The following is a 22,070-nucleotide window of genomic DNA, read 5'->3' as shown; positions in this document are numbered from 1 at the left end:
GCAGTACAGCACGTCTAGGGGCGTCGGGGCGCAGCGTGTCCGCGCTTCCGAAGCGGCGGGCCCGCTCCCTTATGCTGGACGGATGAAGCGCGCCCTGCTCGCCCTGCTGGCCCTCACTGCGGCCCTCCAGACCGCCGCCCACGCCGCCACCGTCGCCGAGGTCAAGAAGAAGGGCGTGCTCGTGCTGGGCACCGACCCGACCTTCAGCCCCTTCGAGTTCAAGGGAAGCGACGGCCAGATCCAGGGTTTCGATGTCGATATCGCGCGGGCGGTCGCGGCCGACCTGGGCGTGCGGCTGGAGATCCGCGCGGTGGGCTTCGGCGCGCTGATGCCCCAGTCCGTCACCTCTGGGCGGGTGGACATGGCCATGAGCGCCATCACCATCACCGCCGAGCGCGCCAAGGTCGTGTCCTTCAGCGGGCCGTATTACCGCAGCGCCCAGGTGTTCATCGTGCGGGCGGGCAACCCCGGCAAGTTCGCGTGGCCCGCCGACGTGAAGGGCAAAACCATCGGCGTGCAGGGCAATACGACCGGGCAGTACGTGGGCGGCGACCTTCTCAAGCCCAAGGGCGCGACCATCAAGGTCTACGACGACTTCGCGGGGGGGCTGGCCGACGTGCGCGCCGGGCGCGTGGCCGCCCTGATCGGGGACGCGCCGACCGTCACCGATCTGCAAAAGCGGCTGCCCGGCCAGTTCGCGCAGGCGGGCAAGGAACTCGTGGCCGAGGACTACGGCATGGTCTTCGCCAAGGGCAGCGACCTCGCCGCCGCCGCGAACAGGACGCTGGCCCGTCTGAAGGCCAGCGGCGACTACCAGAAGCTCCTGAACAAGTGGATCGTGCAGAAGTAGGCGTCGGGAGCCTTGTGCGCTGGCCCGGCGCTGAAGGGCCGACGCTCATCGTCCAGAACGGCGATGGAAGGGCCGGAAGTTGCTCCGCTTATCCGTGCAGGTGGTGCAAAGCCGCCACGCTCGCCCCGATGAGCAGCAGCCCGGCCCAGGCGGTGGGGGTGAGGCGGGTGCCGTCCAGCCGGCGCGAGAGCAGCGCGCTCAGGGCGAGGCCGAGGCCGCCCCAGGTCGCGTAGGCGGTCGCCAGCGGCACGGTCCTCAGCGAGACCCCCAGCAGCCCGAAGGCCAGCAGCACGAGCGCCAATGCCAGTATCCCCGGCCCCAGACGGCGAAACCCGTCGGACTTCTTGAGCAGGGCGTTGGCGCCCACGTCCAGCAGGGCGGCCAGCGCCAGCAGCAGCGGCGCGGGGTTCATGCCTGCACCTCTCCGGCGGCGGGCGCGCGGGTGCCCTTGTGCAGCAGCCAGGCGCCCAGGCCCAGGCCGCCCAGCGCCAGCGTGCCGGGCAGGCTCAGGTGTTCGCCCAGCAGCACGGCCCCCAGCAGGGTGACGAGCGCGAGGCCGGCGGCCTCCCACACGGCGAAGGCTACGGCCACCGGAATGCGCCGGAAGGCGAGCGAGAGCAGCACGTAGGACGCCCCCACGCACAGGGCGGTCAGCAGGACCCCCAGCGGCAGCCCCAGCAGGGTCAAGCCGCCCAGGGCGGTGTATTTCAGAGAAAGGGTGCCGAAGACCTCCAGGCCGACGGCAGACAGCAGCGCAGTCCAGGCGCGCATAGATTCACATCCTTGAGGGTTCGTGGGGCGAACGGAGAAACGGCGACCGGTACAGCGGCATCGTCGGTTTCGGCCGCTACGTCCGGCTGCGGACGTAAAGCCACGAAATCAGGGAAGGTTGGACGGTTACGTTGCGGTACGCTTTGGCGCGCACGTCGTTTCACCCGGCACTTTGCAGAATTCCGGACCGCTTGTGGGTCCGTGCCGCGCCCCTGCCCCGGTTGGGTGGACGGCGCCGACTCTGGGTCCAGTGTAGCCGGTCGGCGGTCAGGCGACTGTCAGCGCGCACAGCCTTGGGCGCGGACCGTGCCCTACACTGCGGAGCGCATGAACGACCTGCTCACCGGTTTTCGCACCATCTTTTCCGGCGAGTATCCGCGGCTGCTGCTCTCGGGGCTGGGCCTCACGCTGGCGGTGAGCCTATGCGCGCTGGGCGTCTCGGTGGTGCTGGGCACGGTGCTGGGGGTCGTGCGGGTGTTCCGCGTGCCGCTGCTGGGGGCGCTGGGCAACGCCTACGTCGAGGTGGTGCGCGGCATCCCGCTGATCGTGCTGCTCAGCGTCATCTACTACGGGCTGCCCGCATTGGGCGTCACGCTGGACGGCTTTCCGGCGGCGGTGCTGGCGCTGGGCTGCTACTCGGCCGCCTATACCTCCGAAATCGTGCGCGGCGGCCTGAGCAGCGTGCCGGCCGGCCAGATCGAGGCGGCGCGCAGCCTGGGCCTGAACCGCTGGCAGGCGGTGCGGCACGTCGCGCTCCCACAGGCGTGGCGGGTGGCCCTGCCCGCGCTGGGCAACGAGTTCGTCAGCCTGATCCTGGGCAGCAGCCTCGCCTCGGCCGTCACCCTGCAGGAACTGTTCAGCCAGGGGCGCTACATCACCAACGCGACCTACCGCCAGTTCGAGGTCTACGCCGTCCTGGCGCTGGTTTACTTCGTGCTGACCTTCGTCCTGACGCGGCTGGTGAGGATGCTCGAACGCCGGCTCGGGCGGGGGCAGACCCTGCCCGAGCGGCGGGTGATCTGAGGGCAGGATGCAGAGGGATCAGGCAAGTCCTGGTCCCTCTGAAACGGGTGGAGCGGGTACCCGAGCAGGACAGCGGTCGGAAGTGGAGTGGATGGGCGTGTCGTTGGCTCCGGGGTGGAACTGAACACCGCTGTCCTGCTCAGGCCTTCCCCGGCCCGGCCCAGGCCTGCACGGCAGCGTGCTGGTAGGCGGCCAGCCCGGGCCTCAGCGCGTCGATGTTGCGGGTAAAGCGCTCGTCTTCCACCCACAGGTTCGACACGCTGCGCAGCATCTGCGGCGAGCAGTCGTAGTACCAGCGGTGGAAGTGGTCGCGCTGCGCCTGCGCCACCGCCGCCGCCTCGGGGCTGCCGGGCGGGGTGCCGGCGTCCATCAGGGCCACGTACCGGGCGTTGAGGGCCTCCATCTCGGCCTTGATCTGTTCCCAGTCGGCTTTCGTGTACTTCCCGGTGCGCTCCCGGCTCTGGCGGTAGGCCTCGGTGTCGCCCCAGCGCTCCTGCACCTCCTCCTCGTAGCGGCCGTGGTCGAAGGTGCCGAACATCTCCTTCAGTTCCTCTCTGGTCATGGGTGCTCCTTGGCGCGCGGCGGCGCCGAGTAGGGAGGTGACGGCCCGCAGCCGGCGCTCGGTCTGCCGGAGGCGCTCGCCCAGCAGCGCAGCCTGGAGTTCCAGCGCCCGGTGTTCCTCGGCCGCGCCCGCCCCGAGCAGCCGCCCGACCTCGGCCAGCGGAAAGCCCAGCTCGCGCCAGGTCAGAATCCGGCGCAGCCGTTCCAGGTCGGCGGGCGTGTACAGGCGGTAGTTGGCGGCGCTGCGTGCCGAGGGCCGCAGCAAGTCCAGATCGTCGTAGTGGTGCAGCGTGCGGATGCTGACGCCGGTCAGCTCGGCGACCTCGCCCACCGTCCAGCGCGTTTCGGCCGTGGTCTGCATGCCCTTCACCTCCTGTCCCCCACGCTAAGGGCTGACGCGGCGTGAGGGTCAAGCGCCGCATATTGGCGGGGCAGACTGTGCCCATGCGCCTGACCGTCACGGCCCCGCTGACCTTCGCCTGGGAGGAGGCCCCGACCCGAGAGCCCGCGCCCGGCGAGGTGCGCACCCGCACGCGCCTGAGTGCCCTGAGCGTGGCCTCGGAACTGGCGGTGGTCCTGCACGGCCCCTTTCCGGCCCGGCTGGGTTATCAGACCCTGGGCACGGTCGAGGTAGTCGGAGAGGGCGTGACGCTGCGGCCGGGCACGCGGGTCGTCACGACGCTGGGGCATGCCGGTGCCGGGCTGCACCGCGCCGAGCGGCTGGTGCCGGTCCCGCCGGAGGTGCCCGACCGCGTGGCCCTGGCCGCCATCCTGGGCGAGGAGACGCACAAGGGCGTGCGCCGCGTCTCGCCGCAGCCGGGCGAGCGGGTGCTGGTGGCGGGGGCGGGGGCGGGCCTGCTGGGCCTCCTGACGGTCTTCAACCTGACGCGCCGGGGCGTGCGCGACGTGACCGTGCTGGAACCCGACCCGGCCCGCCGGGCGCTGGCGCTGGCCTTCGGTGCGGTGGCCTGCGCTCCGGGCGAACTGCCGCACGACGCCTTCGACGTGGGCTTCGAGTGCAGCGCCGCTCCGGCCGGGTTCGCCGAACTGCTCGCGCACCTGCGGCCCCGGGGGCGGGCCTGCGTGCTGTCGGACGGAAATTGGGGGGCGCTGGTCCTCCCACCCGCCTTCCATGCCCGCGAGTTGTCGGTCGTGGCGTCGAGCGACGGAGAGGACTACGGCGCCTACGCCGCGTGGCTGTGGCGGCACGCCGACCCGCTGCTGGAACGGCTGTACCCCGTGACCGTCACCCCCGCCGACCTGCCCACCACCTACGCCCGGCTGCGCGGGACGCCGCGCCCGGTGTCGGTGGTGGTGGACTGGGGGGAGGGCCAGGACGCCTGACCCCGCGCCCCCCGCAGAACCGGCCCGCTTACCTCAGGCGCTCCGCCGCCTTGGCCGCCAGCACGTCCACCAGATGCGCGCGGTACTCGGCGCTGGCGAAGCGGTCGCCGAGCAGTCCCGCCGCGCCCACTAGCCCCGTGCCCGCCGCCTGCCCGGCGTTCAGGCGCTCTTCGAGCACGCTCAGGCGCTCGGCCTTCTCGCCCGCGCCGGTGTAGGCCGCGCGCACCGTGCCGTCGGCGTGCCGGGCCAGCGCGAGGCCCACGATGGCGTAGTGGCTCGCCGGGTGCCGGAACTTCTCGTAGACGCTGGCGGTGATCGTCGCCGGAATGCGGATCTGGGTCAGCAGTTCGCCGGGCTGCACCGCGCTCTCGAACATACCCAGGAACATGTCGTCGGCGTCCACCGTGCGCTCGCCGTCCAGGCCCCGGATCACGAACTGCGTGCCGGTCGCCAGCGCCGCCGCCGGGTAGTCGGCGCTGGGGTCGGCGTGCGCCAGCGAGCCGCCGATGGTGCCCCGGTTGCGCACCATCGGGTCGCCCACCCAGCCCGCCACCTCTGGAAAGAGCGGCAGGTCGCTGCGCAGCACCTCGGCGTGGGTGGTCATGGCCCCGACCACCCACATGTCGCCCTCGCGGCGGATGCCGCGCAGCTCCTCCAGACCCCACACGTCCAGCAGGGCAGGCGGCTGGGCCAGGCGCAGTTTCATGGCGGGCAGTAGCGAGTGCCCCCCCGCGATGACCTTCAGGTCGGGATTTTCGGCCAGCGCCCGCAGCGCGTCATCCACGCTCGTCGCTTTCTGGTAGTCGAACTGGGCTGGGTACATGGGGGCCTCGCTTATGGGTCGTGAGGAAAGGGGACGTGGGGGCCGGGCAGCCAGCGACTCAGTCGTCGGCCGCCTGGCCCTGGGCGCCGCGCGCCGCCTGGACCGCGCGCCAGACCTTCTCGCTCGTGTAGGGCATGTCGAGGTGGGCGATGCCGCACTCGTGCCACAGCGCGTCCATCACCGCGTTCGCCACGGCGGCGCTGCTGGCGATGGTGCCCGCCTCCCCGATGCCCTTGACCCCCAGGGGGTTGTGCGGGCTGGGCGTCACCGTATGGTCGATCAGGAAACTGGGCACGTCGTCGGCGCGCGGAATGGCGTATTCCATGAAGGTGCCCGCCAGCAGGCTGCCGTCCTCGTCGTAGGCCGCGTCTTCCAGCAGGGCTTGGGCCGCGCCCTGGGCGATGCCGCCGTGCACCTGCCCCTCGGCGATCAGGGGGTTGATGAGGGGGCCGCAGTCGTCCACGCAGCCGTACTGCCGCAGCTTGACGTGCCCGGTGTCGGTGTCGATCTCGACCACCGCGATGTGCGTCCCGAACGGATACACGAAGTTCTTGGGGTCGTAGAAGGCGGTCGCCTCCAGCCCCGGCTCCATGTCGGCCGGGAGGTTGTGCGCGAGGTGGGCCATCAGCGACACGTCGAAAAAGGACTTGCTCTGGCCCGGCGCCCCCTTGATCCGGAAGACGCCGCCCTCATGCTCCACATCCTCCTCCGAGGCTTCGAGGAGGTGCGCGGCGATCTTCTTGGCCTTGGCCGTCACCTTCAGCAGCGCCATTTTCAGCGCGCTGCCGCCCACCGCCGCCGAGCGGCTGCCGTAGGTGCCCCAGCCGTAGGGCATGCGGCCCGTGTCGCCGTGGATCAGCTCGATGTCCTCGATAGGAATCTGGAGTTCGTCGGCGGCGATCTGCGCGAAGGCCGTCTCGTGGCCCTGCCCGTGGCTGTGCGACCCGGTGAACAGCTCGACCTTGCCGGTCGGGTGCACGCGCACCAGGCTCGATTCCCACTGCCCCGCCTGCGCGCCCAGCTGTCCCACCAGGGCCGAGGGGGCCAGCCCGCAGGCCTCCAGGTACGAGATCAGGCCGACGCCCAGGATTTTGCGCCCGCCCTTCATGCGCGCCTGTTCCTCACGCAGCGCCGGGTAGTTCATCATGCCCAGCGCCTTGTCGAGGGCGGGTTCGTAGTCGCCGCTGTCGTAGACCAGCGCGACCGGCGTCTGGTACGGGAACTCGTCGGGCTGGATGAAGTTGCGCCGCCGAAACTCGGCCGGGTCCTCGCCCAGTTCGTGGGCCATCACGTCCACGGTGCGCTCGACGGCGTAGGTCGCCTCGGGCCGGCCCGCACCCCGGTAGGCGTCCACCGGCACGGTGTTCGTCATGACGCCCGTCACCTTCACGTGTACGGCGGGCAGCTTGTAGACCCCGTTGCACAGCGTGCCGTACAGGTAGGTGGGCACGGCCGGCGAAAAGAGGGTCTGGTACGCGCCCAGGTTGGCGACGGTGCTCACGCGCAGGCCCAGCATCATGCCGTTCTCGTCCACGGCCATCTCGGTCTCGGTGTCGTGGTCGCGGCCCTGCGCGTCGCTGACGAAGGACTCCGAGCGCCGCGCCGCCCACTTCACCGGCCGCCCGAGCTTCTGGGCCGCGAGCAGCACGATCACCTCTTCCTGATACTGGAAGATCTTGCTGCCGAAGCCCCCGCCCACGTCCGGCGAGATGACCCGCAGCTTGTGCTCGGGGATGTTCATCACGAAGGCGGCCAGGATCAGGCGGTGGATGTGCGGGTTCTGCGAGGTCGTGTGCAGGGTGTATTCGCCGCTGGCCGGCGAGAACTGCGCGAGCGAGGCGCGCGGCTCGATGGCGTTGGCGATCAGGCGGTGGTTGCGCAGCTTGACCTTCACCGTCTTGTGCGCGCGCCGGAACGACTCGTTCAGCGCCGCCTCGTCCCCGATTTCCCACCTGAAGGCCACGTTGCCCGGCACGTCGTCGTGGACCACCGGCGCGCCGTCCTCCAGGGCCGCCACGGCGCTGCTCACCGAGGGCAGGGCCTCGTAGCTCACGTCCAGCGCCGCCGCCGCGTCCTCGGCCTGGGCGCGCGTCTCGGCGACGACCACCGCCACGATGTCGCCCACGTGGTTGGCTTCCTCCAGCGCGATGGCCGGGTGCGCCGGGGTCTTGAGGTCGGGCAGCAGCCAGCCCACCGGAATGCTGCCGAGCCCCGCGTCCTTGACGTCCTGGCCGGTCAGGACGAGCTGCACGCCGGGAAAGTCGGCCACGCTGCCCTTGTCGATGGCGGTGATCCGGGCGTGCGGATAGGGGCTGCGCACCATCGCCGCGTGCAGCATGCCGTGCAGCACGATGTCGTCGGTGTAGTTGCCCGTACCGGTGATGAACCGGGGGTCTTCCTTGCGCTTGAGGGCCTGCCCGACGTACTTGTCCGTTCTGGATTCGGTCATGGGGGTCTCCGGAAAAAAGGGGAGGGAAGCGCGTGCCCACGCGGTGCGGGGCGGCGACTCGCCTGAAGGTCGTCTCGTCCGCCGGGGGGCCGCCGCGCCAGGTCCGGGAAGCGGGCGTCCCGCCTCAGTCGTCGGCGGCCTGGGACTGGCCGGGCGCGGCCTCGCGGATGGCCCCGGCCGCCTGCTGCACCGCCCTGACGATGTTGTGGTAGCCCGTGCAGCGGCAGTAGTTGCCCTCCAGGTGAAAGCGGATCTCTTCCTCGCTGGGCTGCGGGTTGTGCCGCAGCAGCTCGGCCGAGGCCATGATCATGCCGGGGGTGCAGAAGCCGCATTGCAGGCCGTGCTGCTCCCAGAAGCCGGTCTGGAGGGGGTGCAGGTCGCCGGGCGTGCCCATCCCCTCGATGGTCGTCACGGGTAGGTCGCCCACCTGCACGGCCAGCAGGGTGCAGCTCTTGACCGCGTCGCCGCCCACATGCACGGTGCAGGCCCCGCACTGGCTGGTGTCGCAGCCCACGTGCGTGCCGGTCAGGCCCAGGTCTTCCCGCAGGAACTGCACGAGCAGGCGGCGGGGTTCCACCTCACGGGTGTACGTCTTGCCGTTCACGGTCATGGTCACGTTCATGGGACCTCCCGGTGGGGCCAGCCGACCCGCACCCTCAGTTGTAGAGACCCTTCCATTGAAGCACACGGCCTGTCCCGGCGGTAGTCGGCCGCAGGTGGCTGGCCTGCCCGGACACGGTTGTAACAACGCTTGCAGCCCGGTCCCGTCAAGGGTGTAGACTGGACACATAACCGGGTGTGAATCCCGGTGCTTTTGCGGGCAGGCTACGCACCACACTGACTCGTGAATTCGTTCACAGGAGAACTGCTATGAAGACCCTGATTCTTGGCGCGGGCTACGCTGGCCTCGCCGCTGCGACCAAACTCAAGCCCATTCCCGAAATGGAAACGCTTCTGGTCGAACAAAACGCCTTCCATACCTTCGAAACCCGTCTGCACGAGGCTGCGGCGCACAACACGCCCGTCACCCTGCCGCTCGCGCCTCTGCTGCGCGGCACCGGCGTGCACCTGGAGCAGGCCTCGGTCGAGAGCGTCAACCTCGACGACAAGGAAGTGCACCTCAAGGACGGCCGCGTCCTGACTTACGACACGCTGGTTGTGGGCCTGGGCAGCGTGACTAACTTCTACCGCATCCCCGGTCTGGCCGAGAACGCCGCCGAACTCAAGCAGCTCAGCGACGCCGACGACATCTTCAACTTCGTCAATCGCGTGTACGCCGACGGTTACCAGGGCAACCGCGACATCGTGGTGGGCGGCGCGGGCCTGACCGGCGTCGAGCTCGTCACCGAACTCGCGCAGCGCGCCGAGCAGCTCAGCAAGGAGCGCGGCGTGCCGCCCTTCAAGATCCACCTCGTGGAGGCGGGTCCCAAGATTCTGCCGGTCCTCGACGACGCCCTGCGCGCCAAGGCCCAGAAGACCCTGGAGGAGTACGGCATCAACATCCTGATCGGCCACCGCCTCATGCAGGCGACCGCCGACAGCGTGACCGTGCAGACCCAGGACGGCGAGCAGAAGGTCATTCCCGCCGGCAAGATCATCTGGACCGGCGGCATCCAGGCCCGCGACATCGTCAAGGGCGAGAAGCTGGAGAAGGGCCCCGGCGGCCGCATCGCCGTGGACACCGAACTGCGCGCCAAGAACTACAGCGACGTGTTCGTCATCGGTGACATGGGTCTGGCGCTGAACCAGGAAGGCAAGCCGGTGCCCACCACCGCGCAGCACGCGGGCCAGCAGGGCCGCCTGACCGGCAAGAACCTGATGCGCCTGGCCAAGGGCGAGGAACTGACCCCCTACGAGCCCACCAGCCTCGGTGAGTTCGTGTCGCTCGGCGGCCTGATGGCGGTCGGCTGGATGAAGCTGCCCTGGAACCAGAAGCTCGCCATCACTGGCGGCCTCGCCCATGTCATGAAGCGCGCCTCCGAGTGGCGCTGGCGCGTCAGCATCGACTGAGCACGCCCACTGAAGAACCGGCCGGGGACACGTTTCCCGGCCGGTTCTCTTTTGGGCCCAGAGCATTTGACGAAACGGTGGCCTCTGGAGATAAGGCTCCCTGGAGGCCGCTGTCCCGTCCCAGGCGCTCTTGAAATTCATGCGCTTCGCCCGGCCAGCAAGAGAGTCCTCTTCGGGGCAAATGCTTCAAGACCTGTTGCACAGTCTCGAGCTGATCGGTGAAAAACTTCGTCCGAGCCGCGCAAAAACTCCTGATTTTCCATCCTGTTCAAAATAGATGGAATTTAACGTCCCAGAAGCTGATTTCTCTGGCACGGCCCTTACTGCGCAATCGGTTTTCAACCTTCGCCGGTCTGCTCGGTCACCCATTGCCGCGCCCGCTCCAGCGTTCCGGGCTGCGCCGTGTCGAGCCGCAACAGCGGGGCCCCGAGGTCCAGCGGTGACCAGCCCGCGTGCGGCGGCAGCTCGGCATGCTCGAAGGGCAGGTCGATGCCGGGGCGGGTGCCCGCCGCGACCCGCGCGGCGTGCCGGGCGCGCAGGGTGTCCAGCGGGGCCCCGCAGTACAGCTGAAGCAGGCGTGCGCCCGAGGCTCCGGCCAGCCCCAGCAGGTGCGGCTCGCTGACGCCCCGGTGGAAATGCGTCTCGATCACCGCGCTCGCGCCCGCCGCGAGGATCACGCCCGCAACGTGGAACATCAGCGCGAAGCTCAGGGGCCCGCCCCGGGCCTGGGGCAGCTCCGGCAGGTGGGCGTACAGCAGGCCCTTGTAGTCGTCCTTGGTCACCAGCGGCCAGCCGAGGTCCTGGGCCAGCGGCGCGGCCAGGGTCGTCTTGCCGGCGGCGGGCAGGCCCGAGACGACCAGAAGGGTAGGGGTCATGGGGGCAGTGTGGGCAGGCCCAGCCCCGCGAGCAACCGCCGAAAGTCGGAGTCGGGGGCGCGGCCCGCCGTGTCGATGACCAGGCGCGGCGTGGTCCAGGGCCGGTAGTCGCGTGCGTAGCGCTCCAGATCGCCGGGGGTGGGCGGGGCCCAGCGGCCGCAGTGGTCGCCGCCGGCAGCGTGCCGCGCCCCCACCCGCCGCCGGTGTTCGGCCGGGTCCGAGCAGACCACCTCGATGTCGCGCAGGATCGCCCCGGCCCCGCGCGCGACCCCGGCCCAGGCCTCCCGCGTCTCGGGGACCGGATTCACGCTGTCGGCCACCACGTCCAGCCCCAGGGCGAGGTTGTCGGCGGCGACGGCGTAGTCCACCGCGTAGCCCTCGGCGGTCAGGCCCGTGTGCCCGGCGTTCAGCAGGGCCGCCTCGACCGTATCCACCCGCAGGTAGGCGGCGCGCAGATGCCGGGCGAGGGCGCGCGCCAGGGTGGACTTGCCGGTGCCGGGCAGGCCGGAAAAGACGAACAGGGAGGTCACCCCGGTACGATATCCGGGCATGACCCTTTCCCTCACGCCGGCCGAACTCGCCCGCCGCCGGCCCATCTGGACCGCGCTGTCGGCGCTGTTTCTGGATACCGAGCTGGAGGAGGCCGACTACCGGCATCTGGCCCGGGTGCTGCGCGACTCCGGCTGTTCTCCGGACGAGTGGCGCACCATCCTGCGCGACGAGGTGGCCCCGGTGGTGGGAGGCCACCTGCTGGGGACGGCGGGCGAATGGGCGGGATTTGACGGGACGTGGCTCGAAACCGCCGTCCTGGCCCGCCCGGCCCGGCCCACCCTGACGGGCCGCTGGGCCCTGCGGCTGATCGCTCCGGACCTGCGGAGACTGGAACGGGCCTGCGCGGCGCTGACCCGTTCCTAGGCTCAGCGCCAGCCCAGCGCCGGGGCCACGTGCTTGAGAATGTTCTCGATCACGTGGGCGTTGTAGTCCACCCCGAGCTGGTTGGGCACGGTGAGGAGCAGGGTATCGGCCTCGGCGATGGCGGTGTCGGCGCGCAGTTCCTCGATCAGCCGGTCCGGCTCGGCGGCGTAGCTGCGCCCGAACACGGCCCGTGTGCTGTCGATCCGGCCGAACTGGTCACTGTCCTGGCCCTGCCCCCCGAAGTACATGCGGTCGCGGTCGTCGGTGATGGCGAAGATGCTGCGGCTCACCGACACCCGGGGTGTCCGGGTATGGCCCGCCTCCTGCCAGGCGGCGCGGTAAGCCCGGATCTGGTCGGCCTGCTGCTCGTGGAAGGGCTTGCCGCTCTCGTCGAAGACCAGGGTGGAGCTTTGCAGGTTCATGCCCTGCTGGGCGGCCCACACGGCCGTCGGCGTGGTGGCTGCGCCCCACCAGATGCGCTCGCGCAGCCCCTCCGAATGGGGTTCCAGACGCAGCAGGCCCGGCGGGTTGGGGAACATGGGGCGTGGGCTGGGCTGCGCGAAGCCCCGGCCTTCCAGCAGTTGCAGGAACACTTCACTGTGGCGCCGGGCCATGTCCGCGTCGCTTTCGCCCTCGGCCGGGGCATAGCCGAAATAGCGCCAGCCGTCCACGACCTGCTCGGGCGATCCCCGGCTGATGCCCAGCTGCAACCTTCCGCCCGAAATCAGGTCGGCCGATCCCGCGTCCTCGGCCATGTAGAAGGGATTTTCGTAGCGCATGTCGATCACGCCGGTGCCGATCTCGATGCGGCTCGTTCTGGCCCCCACGGCCGAGAGCAGCGGAAAGGGCGAGGCCAGCTGCCGCGCGAAGTGATGGACGCGGTAATAGGCGCCGTCGGCCCCGAGTTCCTCGGCAGCCACCGCCAGATCGATGGATTGCAGCAATACGTCGCTGGCCGAACGGGTCCCCGACTGGGGCGAGGGTGTCCAGTGCCCGAACGAGAGAAAGCCGATGTTCTTCATGGAGACAGAATAGCGTTTCAGGTTTGAAAAGTAAATCGGTTTATTTGAAAAAGCTATCAGTGTGAGTGTCTCTACTGCATCAGTGCGGCGGGCACACCGAGCAGGTACCTGTGCTGCTCACCCCGCCGGAACTCGCCTGCCGCCCGGTGTGGGTGGCACTCTCGGAACTGTTCTGGAGACCGAACGGAAAGAGGCCGACTCCCAGCGCGTGGTCCACACACTGTGTGGTTCCGGCCACGCCCCGGCCGAGGGGTCGGGCATCCTGCGGACCGAGGTCGCCCCGGTGGTCAGCGGCAACCTCTTTTCGGCGGCGGGTGAGTGGGTTGCGGTGCGACGTGGATTGAAGGCGCGATCCTGGCCCGCGACCCGTGCGCCACGCTGCGTAGCCGCTGGGCCATGCACCTCATCGCGGCCGATCTGCGGCGGTTGGCCCGGGTGCATGAAGCCGGCCCGGTCCCGATATGAATGGCCGACGGTAAGTAGTGGCTCTGACCGCAGAGGCGATGGAAACATTTCGTGGGCTATCGCCTTACAAAAAACGAAAAGAGAAGGGCCGGAGCATTACGCTCCGGCCCTTCCCCTGACCGCCGACCGGCGGCCAACCCTTCAGGGTTAGAAGTCCATCCCACCCATGTCAGGGCCGCCGGCAGGCGCGGCGGGGCCGGCCTTCTCGGGCTTGTCGCTGACGATGGCTTCGGTGGTCAGGATCAGGGCGCCGATGCTCGCGGCGTTCTGGAGGGCCGTGCGCGTCACCTTGGCGGGGTCCACGATGCCGGCGGCGACCATGTCCTCGACGTACTCGCCCGTGGCGGCGTTGAAGCCGTAGCGGGGCTTGTCGCTGCCGATCACGGCGTTGACGATGACGCTGCCTTCTTCGCCGGCGTTCGCGGCGATCTGGCGGGCGGGCTCTTCCAGGGCGCGGATCAGGATGCGCGCGCCGGTCGCCTCGTCACCGCTCAGGCTCTCGGCGGCCTTGCGGACCGCAGGAATGATGCGCAGCAGGGTGGTGCCCCCGCCGGCCACGATGCCTTCCTCGACCGCCGAGCGGGCGGTGGAGAGGGCGTCTTCGTAGCGGTGCTTCTTTTCCTTGAGTTCGGTTTCGGTCGCGGCGCCCACGCGGATGACGGCGACGCCGCCGCTCAGCTTGGCGAGGCGCTCCTGGAGCTTCTCGCGGGCGTAGTCGCTGTCGGTGCTGTCGAGTTCACCCTTGATGGCGTTGACGCGGGCGTCGATCTGGCTCTGCTCGCCCTTGCCGTCCACGATGGTGGTCTCGTCCTTGGTGATGCGGATGCGCGCGGCGCGGCCCAGCATGTCCATGCCGACGTTCTCGAGCTTGTGGCCCAGGTCTTCGCTGACCACTTCGCCGCCGGTCACGGCCGCGATGTCACGCAGCATTTCCTTGCGGCGGTCGCCGAAGCCGGGGGCCTTGACGGCCGCGATGTTCAGCGTGCCGCGCAGCTTGTTGACCACCAGGGTGGCCAGCGCTTCGCCTTCGACGTCTTCGGCGATGATCAGCAGGGGACGGCCGGTCTGCGCGACCTTTTCCAGCACGGGCAGCAGGTCCTTGAGGTTGCTGATCTTCTTTTCGTTAATCAGGATGTAGGCGTCTTCGAGGACGGCTTCCATCTTCTCGGGGTTGGTCACGAAGTAGGGGTTGATGAAGCCCTTGTCGAACTGCATGCCTTCCACGACGTCCACTTCGGTGTCGAAGCCCTTCGACTCCTCGATGGTGATGACGCCTTCCTTGCCGACCTTGTCCATCGCGTTGGCGATTTCCTCGCCGACCTGCTCGTCGTTGGCGCTGATGCCCGCGACCTTCTTGATGGCGTCGGAGTCTTCGACCGGCACGGCGAGGCGCTTGATTTCCTCGATGGCGGCGATGACGGCCTTGTCGATGCCGCGCTTGAGGGCCAGCGGGTTGGCGCCGGCGGCCACGTTGCGCAGGCCTTCTTTCACGACGGCCTGGCCCAGCACGGTGGCGGTGGTGGTGCCGTCACCCGTGATGTCGTTGGTCTTGCTGGCGACTTCCTTGAGGAGCTGCGCGCCGATGTTCTCGAGCTTGTCCTCCAGCTCCACTTCCTTGGCGACGGTGACGCCGTCCTTGGTGATGGTGGGGCTGCCGAACTTCTTCTCGATGACCACGTTGCGGCCACGCGGCCCGAGGGTGACCTTGACGGCGTTGGCGACGGCGTTCACACCGCGCTCAAGGCTGCGGCGGGCTTGTTCGTCAAATACGAGCTGTTTAGCCATGTGATTTGCTCCTTGAAGTTGAAGTAGAAGGAATTACTCGACGATGGCGAGGATGTCGCGTTCGCTGAGGATGCTGTAGTTCTTGCCTTCGAGGCTCACTTCGGTCCCGCCGTACTTGGCGAAGTACACGGTGTCGCCTTCCTTGACGTCGAGGGCCACGCGCGTGCCGTTGTCCAGCAGCTTGCCGGTGCCGACCGAGACGACCTTGCCGCGCTGGCTCTTTTCCTTGGCGGAGTCGGGGACGTACAGACCGCCGGCGGTCTTCTGCTCGGCTTCCTCGATGATCTCGACCAGAACGCGGTCACCTAAAGGTTTCAGCATGGGTGTTCCTCCTGTGAGTGAAGTGGGGGAGCGGGGCCTGTGGGGCCGTTTTTGCCGCCCAGACCGTTCAATCCGCTCCGAATCCTAGACGCCCGGCCACAAAAATGTCAAATAGGAAAAGCTGAGAATCTGAGTGTGGGGCGCTCAAGTCCCACCCACACGCGGAAACGGGGGAGGGGCTTGCGGCATCATAGATCGAACATATATATGTAAGGCCGCAATACATCCATCCTGACCGGCGGTTTCGTTCCCGTCCGGCCGGTCCCTCTCGTCCCCTGGAGGAAACCATGCCCCGTCCCGAAATCCTGTCGCGTCCTCCCTTCGAAGAGGCCTTCGCCCGTCTGGGCAGCGCGCCGCTCACACTGGGGGTGCTGGACCTCGACCACTTCAAACTCGTCAACGACACGCTGGGCCACAGCGAGGGCGACCGTGTGCTGAAGGTGGTCGAGCGCCTGCTCTCGGGCAGCCTGCCGACCGGCAGCGTGGTGGGTCGCGTCGGCGGCGACGAATACGCCGTGCTGTTGCCCGAAACGGCTGCCGAGACGGCGCTGATCCTCTTCGACGAGGTCATCAAGCACTTTCATATCCACCGCGACCCGCAGTGGCCGCGTGGCCTGGGCCTGAGCGTGGGGCTGGCCGCGCGCCCTGCCCACGCCACCACCTACGACGACCTCAAGCGCGCCGCCGACGAGGCCATGATCCGGGCCAAGCGCGAGGGCCGGGGCCGGGCCTGCATCTACGTGGAATCCAAGATGGTCCTGAAGTCCAACTACTACCCCAAAAGCCAGCTCGAACGCCTTTCCAAGCTCTCGGGGGCGCTGGGCCGCACCGAGGCCAGCCTGCTGCGCGAGGCGCTGGACGACCTGATCGAGAAGAACCGGGCGGAACTGTGAAGGGGTCGGCGTGAGTGGGGAGTGGGATATGGGCGGCCCACAGCGCCTTTCTGGTGGCTGGCGGACCGTGCTGGAAGAAGCCTGGGCCGCGTACCTGCACGGCTCGTACCCGATTGGGGCGTGTGTAGTGGACACTTCGGGGCAGGTCGTGGCGCGGGGCCGCAACCGGCTGGGCGAGGAACGGCGGGTGGACGGCGTGATCTCGGGCCACGCCCTGAGCCACGCCGAGGTCAACGCGCTGCTGGCCCTGCCCGAGCTGAGCGCCGACGAGCACCGCGCCCTGACCCTGTACACGACCACCGAACCCTGCCCGATGTGCCTGGGCGCCCTGCTGATGGCCGGGGTGGGCGCTCTGGCCTACGCCGCCGCCGATCTCTACGCAGGCACAGCAGGCCTGATGGCCGAACATCCGTACATGAACGCCAAAGCCGTGCGGGTGGGCCGCGCCCCGGAGGACCTAGGCCGGGCCTGCCGTGTGCTGGAGCTGACCTTTCACCTCGACCGGGGGATGCCGCTGGACCACGGTTACCTGACGGTCCACCGCGAGCACGAGCCACGGGCCTACGCCGCCGCCGAGGCGCTGCACCGCTCCAGGGCACTGGCGGCGCTGCGGACCCGGCAGGCCCCGCTGGGCGAGGGGCTGGCGCTGCTGGGCATGGCCCCGGCGGAGTCTGCACCTTGAGCCCTAAGAATTGCTGCACGGCGGAGCGGAAGATGAGTCGAAAACATCACATCACCCGGGGTAGCCTGGGCCATGCGCCACGACCTGAGCCTGCGGGACGCCGAGCTGACCTTGCGGCCCCTGATGGAAGCCGACGTGTCTGCCCTGTGTGCGCTGGCCCGGAGCTGCGTCCCCGAGCTGCGCTGGATGGGCACGCCGCCCACCGATCCGGCCTATTACCTCGCGGCCCTGGCGGACCCCGGTCAGCAGCCTTTCGTGATCGAGGTGGGGGGCGAGCTGGCGGGCAGTACCCGTTACGGCGAGATGCGCCCTGCACACGCGGGGCTGGAGATCGGCTGGACCTGGCTGCATCCACGCTGGCACGGCAGCGGGATCAACCGCCGCATGAAGCTGCTGCTGCTGGAGCACGCCTTCGGGGACCTGGGCATGGAACGGGTGCAGCTCAAGACCGACCACATGAACCTGCGGTCGCAGCGGGCCATCGAGAAACTGGGGGCCACGCGTGAGGGGGTCTTGCGCCGCCACCTGCGCCGACCCGACGGAACGTGGCGCGATACGGTGATGTACTCTCTCCTGCGCGAGGAGTGGCTTCAGGCCCAGGCCCGGCTGCGGGCCACCACGTCCTGAGGTTCCCGGTGGCTGCCCTGTCCCCGCCGCGTGAGCGCGGCGTCTCGGTACGTCCGCGCGCCGCGCTGCTCGGCCTCCTGCTGGCGCTGCTGCTGGGCCTGTGCACCCTGAGCACCGCGCAGATGTGGACGGTCCTGGAACGGGCCTCGGCAGCCCAGGAACGGCTGCTGGAACTGACCGGCGTCACCCGGGACGTGCGCGCGCTGGAAATCGCTGCCCTGCGGCTGGGCGATCCGGCGCTGTCTCCGGCCCCCGCGCCGCTGCTGGCCGAGGTCCGGGCGCTCTCGGCCGAGCTGCGCGGCACGCCGGTCATGGGAGCGGCCGAGCGCGCGCCCTTCGCGGTGCTGCTCTCGGCGCTGGCCCGGCTGGACGCGGCGTTGGCCGGGCCAGCGGCCGGCCAGCGGCAGGCGGCGGACGAGGTCGCGCAGGCGGCCCAGACCCTGGCCTCCGCCCTGAACCGCCGCACCGACGCCGAGATGACCTGGACACAGGCGACGGAGGCGCTGGGCCGCCAGCAGCTCTGGCGGATGACGGCCTTCGGGGACCTGGGCATGGAACGGGTGCAGCTCAAGACCGACCACATGAACCTGCGGTCGCAGCGGGCCATCGAGAAACTGGGGGCCACGCGTGAGGGGGTCTTGCGCCGCCACCTGCGCCGACCCGACGGAACGTGGCGCGATACGGTGATGTACTCTCTCCTGCGCGAGGAGTGGCTTCAGGCCCAGGCCCGGCTGCGGGCCACCACGTCCTGAGGTTCCCGGTGGCTGCCCTGTCCCCGCCGCGTGAGCGCGGCGTCTCGGTACGTCCGCGCGCCGCGCTGCTCGGCCTCCTGCTGGCGCTGCTGCTGGGCCTGTGCACCCTGAGCACCGCGCAGATGTGGACGGTCCTGGAACGGGCCTCGGCAGCCCAGGAACGGCTGCTGGAACTGACCGGCGTCACCCGGGACGTGCGCGCGCTGGAAATCGCTGCCCTGCGGCTGGGCGATCCGGCGCTGTCTCCGGCCCCCGCGCCGCTGCTGGCCGAGGTCCGGGCGCTCTCGGCCGAGCTGCGCGGCACGCCGGTCATGGGAGCGGCCGAGCGCGCGCCCTTCGCGGTGCTGCTCTCGGCGCTGGCCCGGCTGGACGCGGCGTTGGCCGGGCCAGCGGCCGGCCAGCGGCAGGCGGCGGACGAGGTCGCGCAGGCGGCCCAGACCCTGGCCTCCGCCCTGAACCGCCGCACCGACGCCGAGATGACCTGGACACAGGCGACGGAGGCGCTGGGCCGCCAGCAGCTCTGGCGGATGACGGGCGTGACGGCCCTGCTGCTGCTGGCCCTGGCCGCCCTGGGGGCCGAGGCGCTGCGCGAGCGCACGCGGGTGGTGCGGCAACTCGAGGCCCTGGCGCAGCAAGACGGTCTGACCGGCGTCGCCAACCGCCGCCACTGGGACGCGCTGCTGGGCCACGCCGCCGCCCAGGCCGCGCGCAGCGGGCAGCATCTGGCCCTGGTCATGCTCGACCTCGACCATTTCAAGGCCTTCAACGACCGCCGGGGACATCAGGCGGGCGACGACCTGCTGCGCGACCTGGCCGGGCTGCTCGTGGGGGCCGCCGCGCCCCAGGCCACGGTGGCGCGCTACGGCGGCGAGGAATTCAGCGTGCTGTGGCCGGGCGATTCGGCGCAGGCGGTGGCCGAGTGGCTCGACCACCTGCGCCGCGAGGTGCCCGCCGACGTGACCTTCTCGGCCGGCGTGACCCACCTGCGCCCCGGCGAGTCGCCCGACGAGGCCCTGCGCCGCGCCGACGAGGCTCTGTACGCCGCCAAGCACGGCGGGCGGGCCCGCACGGTGGTCGCGCCCTGAGTCCTCAGTCGCGCCGCAGCAGGGGATAGGGGTTGATGGCCCCCGACGCCGTGTAGATGCCGTAGTGCAGGTGGGGCGGCGTGCCGCGCGCGTTGCCGCTGTCGCCCACGTAACCCACGATGTCCCCGGCCTCGACCCAGTCGCCCTCCCGCAATTCGGGATAGCGGTCCAGGTGGGCGTAGTAGTGGCGCTGCCCGGCCGGGCCCAGGACCATCATGGTGCGCCCGCCCAGGGTGTTCTCGCCCCGGTTCACCACGACGCCGCGTGTGGTGGCCCGGACCGGCGTGCCGCGCGGCGCGAAGATGTCGGTGCCCTCGTGGCGGCGGCCCTGGCTGCGCGCGGCTCCCCAGGTGTCGGTCAGGGCGCGCCCCGGCAGGGGATTGGGCAGGCTGCGGGCCGCCGGGGCCGGGGCGCCCATCAGGGCGGCGTAGCGCCCCGCCTGCTCCAAGTAGGGGCGCAGCAGCCACACTCCCCCCGCCAGCACCGCCAGCACGATCACCCAGGTCAGCAGCCGCCTCATCTGCCCTCAGGATGCCGCCGGTCCCCGCCTCCGGATTCCGGCAAAAGTTGCAGTGGCGCGCGGACATGAAGAAAGGTGGGGGTGGGGACACGCCGCCCCCTGCCCCCGGCCTAGGCTGCGCGGCGTGACCGGCCCTGCTCAGCGGTTCAATGTCCGGTGGCTCACGGCCGCCCTGCTTCTCGTCGCGGCGCTGCTCGGAGGGCTGCTGGCCTACCGCAGCTTCGCGCCCCAGCCGCTCTCGGGGGGGACGGCGCTCGACACCCCGCTGCGGGTACCGGCCCTGCAACTCGTCAGCGACCGCGCCCGTCCTACCACGCTGGCGGCCTCCGACGGGCGGCTGCGGCTGGTGTTCTTCGGCTTCGTGCATTGCCCCGACGTGTGCCCGGCGACCCTGGCGAGCCTCAAGGGCACCTACGACACCCTGACAGCCGAGCAGCGCGCCAAGTTGCAGGTGCAGCTCGTCTCGGTGGACCCGGTGGTCGATACGCCCGCCCTGCTGCGCGAGTACCTCGACAAGTTCGACCCCGCCTTCACCGGCCTGACCGGCCAGCCCGCCACCATCGACGAGGCGGCGCGCGCCCTGTTCGTCTCGAACATCGCGCCCCAGGCCGCCGACCACAGCGCCCACACGGGCGGTGCGGCCGACCACAGCGACGACAACGTCAGCGCCCCGGCCGCCGCGCGCATCCACGGCGACGAGGTGCGGGTCATCACGCCGCAGGGCGACTTCGTACGGGTCTACGACAACCAGGAGACCATCGACGGCACCCTGCGCCACGACCTGCCGGCCCTCATCGCGCAGTACGGGGGCTGACCCGGACCCTTCCAGCCGCAAGCCTCTTCCTGAGATTTCGCAAATAGCGTAATATGGGGCCATGACCGAGCCGCTCGACGCCGCATTGCGGCCCAAAGGGCTGTCCGAATACGTCGGGCAGGAAAAACTCAAGGACAAGCTGGGCGTGTATCTCCAGGCCGCCAAGGGCCGCCGCGAGGCGCTGGACCACACGCTGCTCTTCGGGCCGCCCGGCCTGGGCAAGACCACGCTGGCGCACATCATCGCGCACGAGCTGGGGGTCAACATCCGCGTGACCTCGGGGCCGGCCATCGAGAAGCCCGGCGACCTCGCCGCCATCCTGACCAACAGCCTCGAAGAGGGCGACGTGCTGTTCATCGACGAGATCCACCGGCTGGGCCGCGTCGCCGAGGAGCACCTGTACCCGGCGATGGAGGACTTCAAGCTCGACATCGTGCTGGGGCAGGGACCGGCCGCGCGCACCATCGAGCTGCCGCTGCCGCGCTTCACGCTGGTGGGCGCGACGACCCGCCCCGGCCTGATCACGGCGCCCATGCGCAGCCGCTTCGGCATCATCGAGCACCTGGAGTACTACACGCCCGAGGAAATCGCCACCAACCTGCTGCGCGACGCCCGGCTGCTGGGCTTCGGGCTCGACGAAGAGGCGGGGCTGGAGATCGGCGCCCGGGCGCGCGGCACGATGCGCATCGCCAAGCGGCTGTTGCGGCGCGTGCGCGACTACGCCGACGTGGCGGGCGAGAGCACGATCGGCACTGCGCGCGCGATGGACGCCCTCGACCGCCTGGGCCTCGACTCGGCGGGCCTGGACGACCGCGACAAGAAGTACCTCGAAACCCTGATCCACCGTTTCGCGGGCGGCCCGGTGGGCGTGGACACGCTGGCGACCGCCATTTCCGAAGACGCCCTGACCCTCGAAGACGTGTACGAGCCGTACCTCATCCAGCTCGGCTTCATCAAGCGCACGCCGCGTGGCCGCGTGGCGACCGCCCACGCCTACGACCACCTGGGCCTGCCGGTGGGCGGTCTGGACGGCGACCTGCCGGGCGTCTTCATCAACTAGAGCCCGGCCACACGCGAACGCCGCCCCTGGAATGCTCCTGGGGCGGCGCTCTTTTTGGCGAAGAGGGTGGGATTCGAACCCACGGTAGCCTTGCGACTACTTCAGTTTTCGAGACTGACCCATTCAACCACTCTGGCACCTCTCCGCGCGGCGTCGTTCTGAAGAACGGGCAAGCGGGAGTGTAGCACGTCCCTGCACGCTTGGCGAGGGGGGGAGGGCAGAGGCCCCGGGAACCCGCGCTACAGTAAGGTCCGTGACCGTCTCCCCGCCCTCCGCCCCCGATCCGGGCCTGCCGCCGCAGGGTCCGGCGTCGCCTGCGCCCACACCCAGAAAGTCCCTGCGGGCCAACACCCTCATCGTCATGGTCGGCACGCTGGCCTCCCGGCTCTCGGGCATCGTGCGCCAGCAGATCATCAACCTGTT

26 protein-coding genes and 1 tRNA gene (1 of these 27 cut by a window edge) are annotated in these 22,070 nt (G+C 70.0%); 14 read left to right on the top strand and 13 right to left on the bottom strand.

Going from position 1 to position 22,070, the window contains the following annotated elements:
* The first annotated feature begins 82 nt into the window (after window positions 1-82).
* Complete coding sequence (locus tag DGO_RS12830; RefSeq protein ID WP_014685949.1) at window positions 83-850, top strand: ABC transporter substrate-binding protein; 768 nt, start codon at window positions 83-85, stop codon at window positions 848-850.
* Window positions 851-938: 88 nt separating this feature from the next.
* Here DGO_RS12830 and DGO_RS12825 read toward each other — a convergent pair whose 3' ends face one another.
* Window positions 939-1,262, bottom strand: coding sequence for an SMR family transporter (locus DGO_RS12825; RefSeq protein WP_014685948.1), 324 nt, complete (start codon window positions 1,260-1,262; stop codon window positions 939-941).
* Window positions 1,259-1,621 (bottom strand): DMT family transporter, encoded by a 363-nt coding sequence (locus tag DGO_RS12820; protein WP_014685947.1) that lies wholly within the window; start codon window positions 1,619-1,621, stop codon window positions 1,259-1,261. Before DGO_RS12820 ends, DGO_RS12825 begins: the two co-directional genes overlap by 4 nt.
* Before the next feature lie 327 nt (window positions 1,622-1,948).
* On the opposite strand from DGO_RS12820, the gene DGO_RS12815 reads away from it, so the two are divergent.
* Window positions 1,949-2,644 (top strand): amino acid ABC transporter permease, encoded by a 696-nt coding sequence (locus tag DGO_RS12815; protein ID WP_014685946.1) that lies wholly within the window; start codon window positions 1,949-1,951, stop codon window positions 2,642-2,644.
* Window positions 2,645-2,783: 139 nt separating this feature from the next.
* Here DGO_RS12815 and DGO_RS12810 read toward each other — a convergent pair whose 3' ends face one another.
* Window positions 2,784-3,566, bottom strand: a complete 783-nt coding sequence (locus DGO_RS12810) for a MerR family transcriptional regulator (protein ID WP_014685945.1) — start codon at window positions 3,564-3,566, stop codon at window positions 2,784-2,786.
* Between the two features lie 83 nt (window positions 3,567-3,649).
* Between DGO_RS12810 and DGO_RS12805 the strand changes: the two genes are divergently transcribed.
* Window positions 3,650-4,549: an MDR/zinc-dependent alcohol dehydrogenase-like family protein gene (locus tag DGO_RS12805; RefSeq protein ID WP_014685944.1), complete on the top strand. Its 900-nt coding sequence runs from the start codon at window positions 3,650-3,652 to the stop codon at window positions 4,547-4,549.
* Window positions 4,550-4,577: 28 nt separating this feature from the next.
* Here the strand turns inward: DGO_RS12805 and DGO_RS12800 are convergent, their stop codons facing one another.
* From DGO_RS12800 to DGO_RS12790, 3 genes are all read right to left on the bottom strand, one after another.
* Window positions 4,578-5,372 carry an FAD binding domain-containing protein gene (locus DGO_RS12800; protein ID WP_014685943.1) on the bottom strand — a complete coding sequence of 265 codons (795 nt, stop codon included), beginning with the start codon at window positions 5,370-5,372 and terminating at the stop codon, window positions 4,578-4,580.
* Between the two features lie 58 nt (window positions 5,373-5,430).
* Window positions 5,431-7,821, bottom strand: a complete 2,391-nt coding sequence (locus DGO_RS12795) for a xanthine dehydrogenase family protein molybdopterin-binding subunit (protein WP_014685942.1) — start codon at window positions 7,819-7,821, stop codon at window positions 5,431-5,433.
* A 124-nt stretch (window positions 7,822-7,945) separates the two neighbouring features.
* Complete coding sequence (locus DGO_RS12790) at window positions 7,946-8,443, bottom strand: (2Fe-2S)-binding protein (RefSeq protein ID WP_014685941.1); 498 nt, start codon at window positions 8,441-8,443, stop codon at window positions 7,946-7,948.
* Window positions 8,444-8,691: 248 nt separating this feature from the next.
* On the opposite strand from DGO_RS12790, the gene DGO_RS12785 reads away from it, so the two are divergent.
* On the top strand, window positions 8,692-9,831 hold the full coding sequence (locus tag DGO_RS12785; protein WP_014685940.1) for an NAD(P)/FAD-dependent oxidoreductase: 1,140 nt from the start codon (window positions 8,692-8,694) through the stop codon (window positions 9,829-9,831).
* Window positions 9,832-10,169: 338 nt separating this feature from the next.
* Here DGO_RS12785 and DGO_RS12780 read toward each other — a convergent pair whose 3' ends face one another.
* Both DGO_RS12780 and DGO_RS12775 read right to left on the bottom strand, forming a co-directional pair.
* On the bottom strand, window positions 10,170-10,706 hold the full coding sequence (locus DGO_RS12780; protein ID WP_050920813.1) for a P-loop nucleotide/nucleoside kinase family protein: 537 nt from the start codon (window positions 10,704-10,706) through the stop codon (window positions 10,170-10,172).
* Window positions 10,703-11,236: a P-loop nucleotide/nucleoside kinase family protein gene (locus DGO_RS12775; RefSeq protein WP_226991372.1), complete on the bottom strand. Its 534-nt coding sequence runs from the start codon at window positions 11,234-11,236 to the stop codon at window positions 10,703-10,705. Before DGO_RS12775 ends, DGO_RS12780 begins: the two co-directional genes overlap by 4 nt.
* A 19-nt stretch (window positions 11,237-11,255) precedes the next feature.
* Between DGO_RS12775 and DGO_RS12770 the strand changes: the two genes are divergently transcribed.
* A complete protein-coding gene (locus tag DGO_RS12770) occupies window positions 11,256-11,621 on the top strand; it encodes a DUF7079 family protein (RefSeq protein WP_014685936.1) in 366 nt (121 codons plus the stop codon).
* A 2-nt stretch (window positions 11,622-11,623) separates the two neighbouring features.
* Here the strand turns inward: DGO_RS12770 and DGO_RS12765 are convergent, their stop codons facing one another.
* A complete protein-coding gene (locus tag DGO_RS12765; RefSeq protein WP_014685935.1) occupies window positions 11,624-12,643 on the bottom strand; it encodes an LLM class flavin-dependent oxidoreductase in 1,020 nt (339 codons plus the stop codon).
* Between the two features lie 61 nt (window positions 12,644-12,704).
* Here DGO_RS12765 and DGO_RS24880 point away from each other — a divergent pair, with 61 nt between their 5' ends.
* A complete protein-coding gene (locus DGO_RS24880; RefSeq protein WP_420810562.1) occupies window positions 12,705-13,259 on the top strand; it encodes a DUF7079 family protein in 555 nt (184 codons plus the stop codon).
* On the opposite strand, the gene groL is transcribed toward DGO_RS24880, so the two are convergent.
* Together groL and groES are read right to left on the bottom strand one after the other, a co-directional pair.
* Window positions 13,256-14,893 (bottom strand): chaperonin GroEL, encoded by a 1,638-nt coding sequence (gene groL, locus DGO_RS12760; RefSeq protein ID WP_014685934.1) that lies wholly within the window; start codon window positions 14,891-14,893, stop codon window positions 13,256-13,258. The genes DGO_RS24880 and groL overlap by 4 nt on opposite strands.
* Window positions 14,894-14,926: 33 nt before the next feature.
* Window positions 14,927-15,214 carry a co-chaperone GroES gene (gene groES, locus DGO_RS12755; RefSeq protein ID WP_014685933.1) on the bottom strand — a complete coding sequence of 96 codons (288 nt, stop codon included), beginning with the start codon at window positions 15,212-15,214 and terminating at the stop codon, window positions 14,927-14,929.
* Between the two features lie 287 nt (window positions 15,215-15,501).
* On the opposite strand from groES, the gene DGO_RS12750 reads away from it, so the two are divergent.
* From DGO_RS12750 to DGO_RS21165, 5 genes are all read left to right on the top strand, one after another.
* Window positions 15,502-16,107 (top strand): GGDEF domain-containing protein, encoded by a 606-nt coding sequence (locus DGO_RS12750; RefSeq protein WP_014685932.1) that lies wholly within the window; start codon window positions 15,502-15,504, stop codon window positions 16,105-16,107.
* A gap of 28 nt (window positions 16,108-16,135) precedes the next feature.
* The gene (locus tag DGO_RS12745; protein WP_043802383.1) at window positions 16,136-16,789 is read left to right on the top strand and encodes a nucleoside deaminase; all 654 of its coding nucleotides are present in this window, start codon (window positions 16,136-16,138) and stop codon (window positions 16,787-16,789) included.
* Between the two features lie 72 nt (window positions 16,790-16,861).
* Window positions 16,862-17,416 (top strand): GNAT family N-acetyltransferase, encoded by a 555-nt coding sequence (locus DGO_RS12740; RefSeq protein ID WP_014685930.1) that lies wholly within the window; start codon window positions 16,862-16,864, stop codon window positions 17,414-17,416.
* Between the two features lie 8 nt (window positions 17,417-17,424).
* The gene (locus DGO_RS24290; protein WP_226991371.1) at window positions 17,425-18,168 is read left to right on the top strand and encodes a GNAT family N-acetyltransferase; all 744 of its coding nucleotides are present in this window, start codon (window positions 17,425-17,427) and stop codon (window positions 18,166-18,168) included.
* A gap of 8 nt (window positions 18,169-18,176) precedes the next feature.
* Entirely contained in the window at window positions 18,177-19,253 is a 1,077-nt protein-coding gene (locus tag DGO_RS21165; RefSeq protein WP_050920812.1) for a GGDEF domain-containing protein, read from the top strand.
* Between the two features lie 4 nt (window positions 19,254-19,257).
* On the opposite strand, the gene DGO_RS12725 is transcribed toward DGO_RS21165, so the two are convergent.
* Entirely contained in the window at window positions 19,258-19,773 is a 516-nt protein-coding gene (locus DGO_RS12725) for a M23 family metallopeptidase (protein ID WP_014685927.1), read from the bottom strand.
* Window positions 19,774-19,897: 124 nt separating this feature from the next.
* On the opposite strand from DGO_RS12725, the gene DGO_RS12720 reads away from it, so the two are divergent.
* A complete protein-coding gene (locus DGO_RS12720; RefSeq protein WP_043802379.1) occupies window positions 19,898-20,587 on the top strand; it encodes an SCO family protein in 690 nt (229 codons plus the stop codon).
* A 61-nt stretch (window positions 20,588-20,648) separates the two neighbouring features.
* Window positions 20,649-21,647, top strand: a complete 999-nt coding sequence (gene ruvB, locus DGO_RS12715) for a Holliday junction branch migration DNA helicase RuvB (protein ID WP_014685925.1) — start codon at window positions 20,649-20,651, stop codon at window positions 21,645-21,647.
* Between the two features lie 55 nt (window positions 21,648-21,702).
* Here ruvB and DGO_RS12710 read toward each other — a convergent pair.
* A tRNA-Ser gene (locus DGO_RS12710) sits at window positions 21,703-21,792 on the bottom strand.
* A gap of 216 nt (window positions 21,793-22,008) precedes the next feature.
* On the opposite strand from DGO_RS12710, the gene murJ reads away from it, so the two are divergent.
* Window positions 22,009-22,070 carry the 5' end (the start) of a murein biosynthesis integral membrane protein MurJ gene (murJ, locus tag DGO_RS12705; RefSeq protein WP_014685924.1) on the top strand. The gene runs 1,414 nt beyond the window's last position, so 62 of the gene's 1,476 nt are visible here — the first part of the coding sequence; it begins with the start codon at window positions 22,009-22,011; its stop codon lies off the right edge, out of view.

Origin of the sequence: Deinococcus gobiensis I-0 (assembly GCF_000252445.1) — a bacterium.
Lineage (GTDB): Bacteria > Deinococcota > Deinococci > Deinococcales > Deinococcaceae > Deinococcus > Deinococcus gobiensis.
Note: the sequence above shows the minus strand (reverse complement) of the source record. Positions and strands in the feature narration are given on the sequence as shown.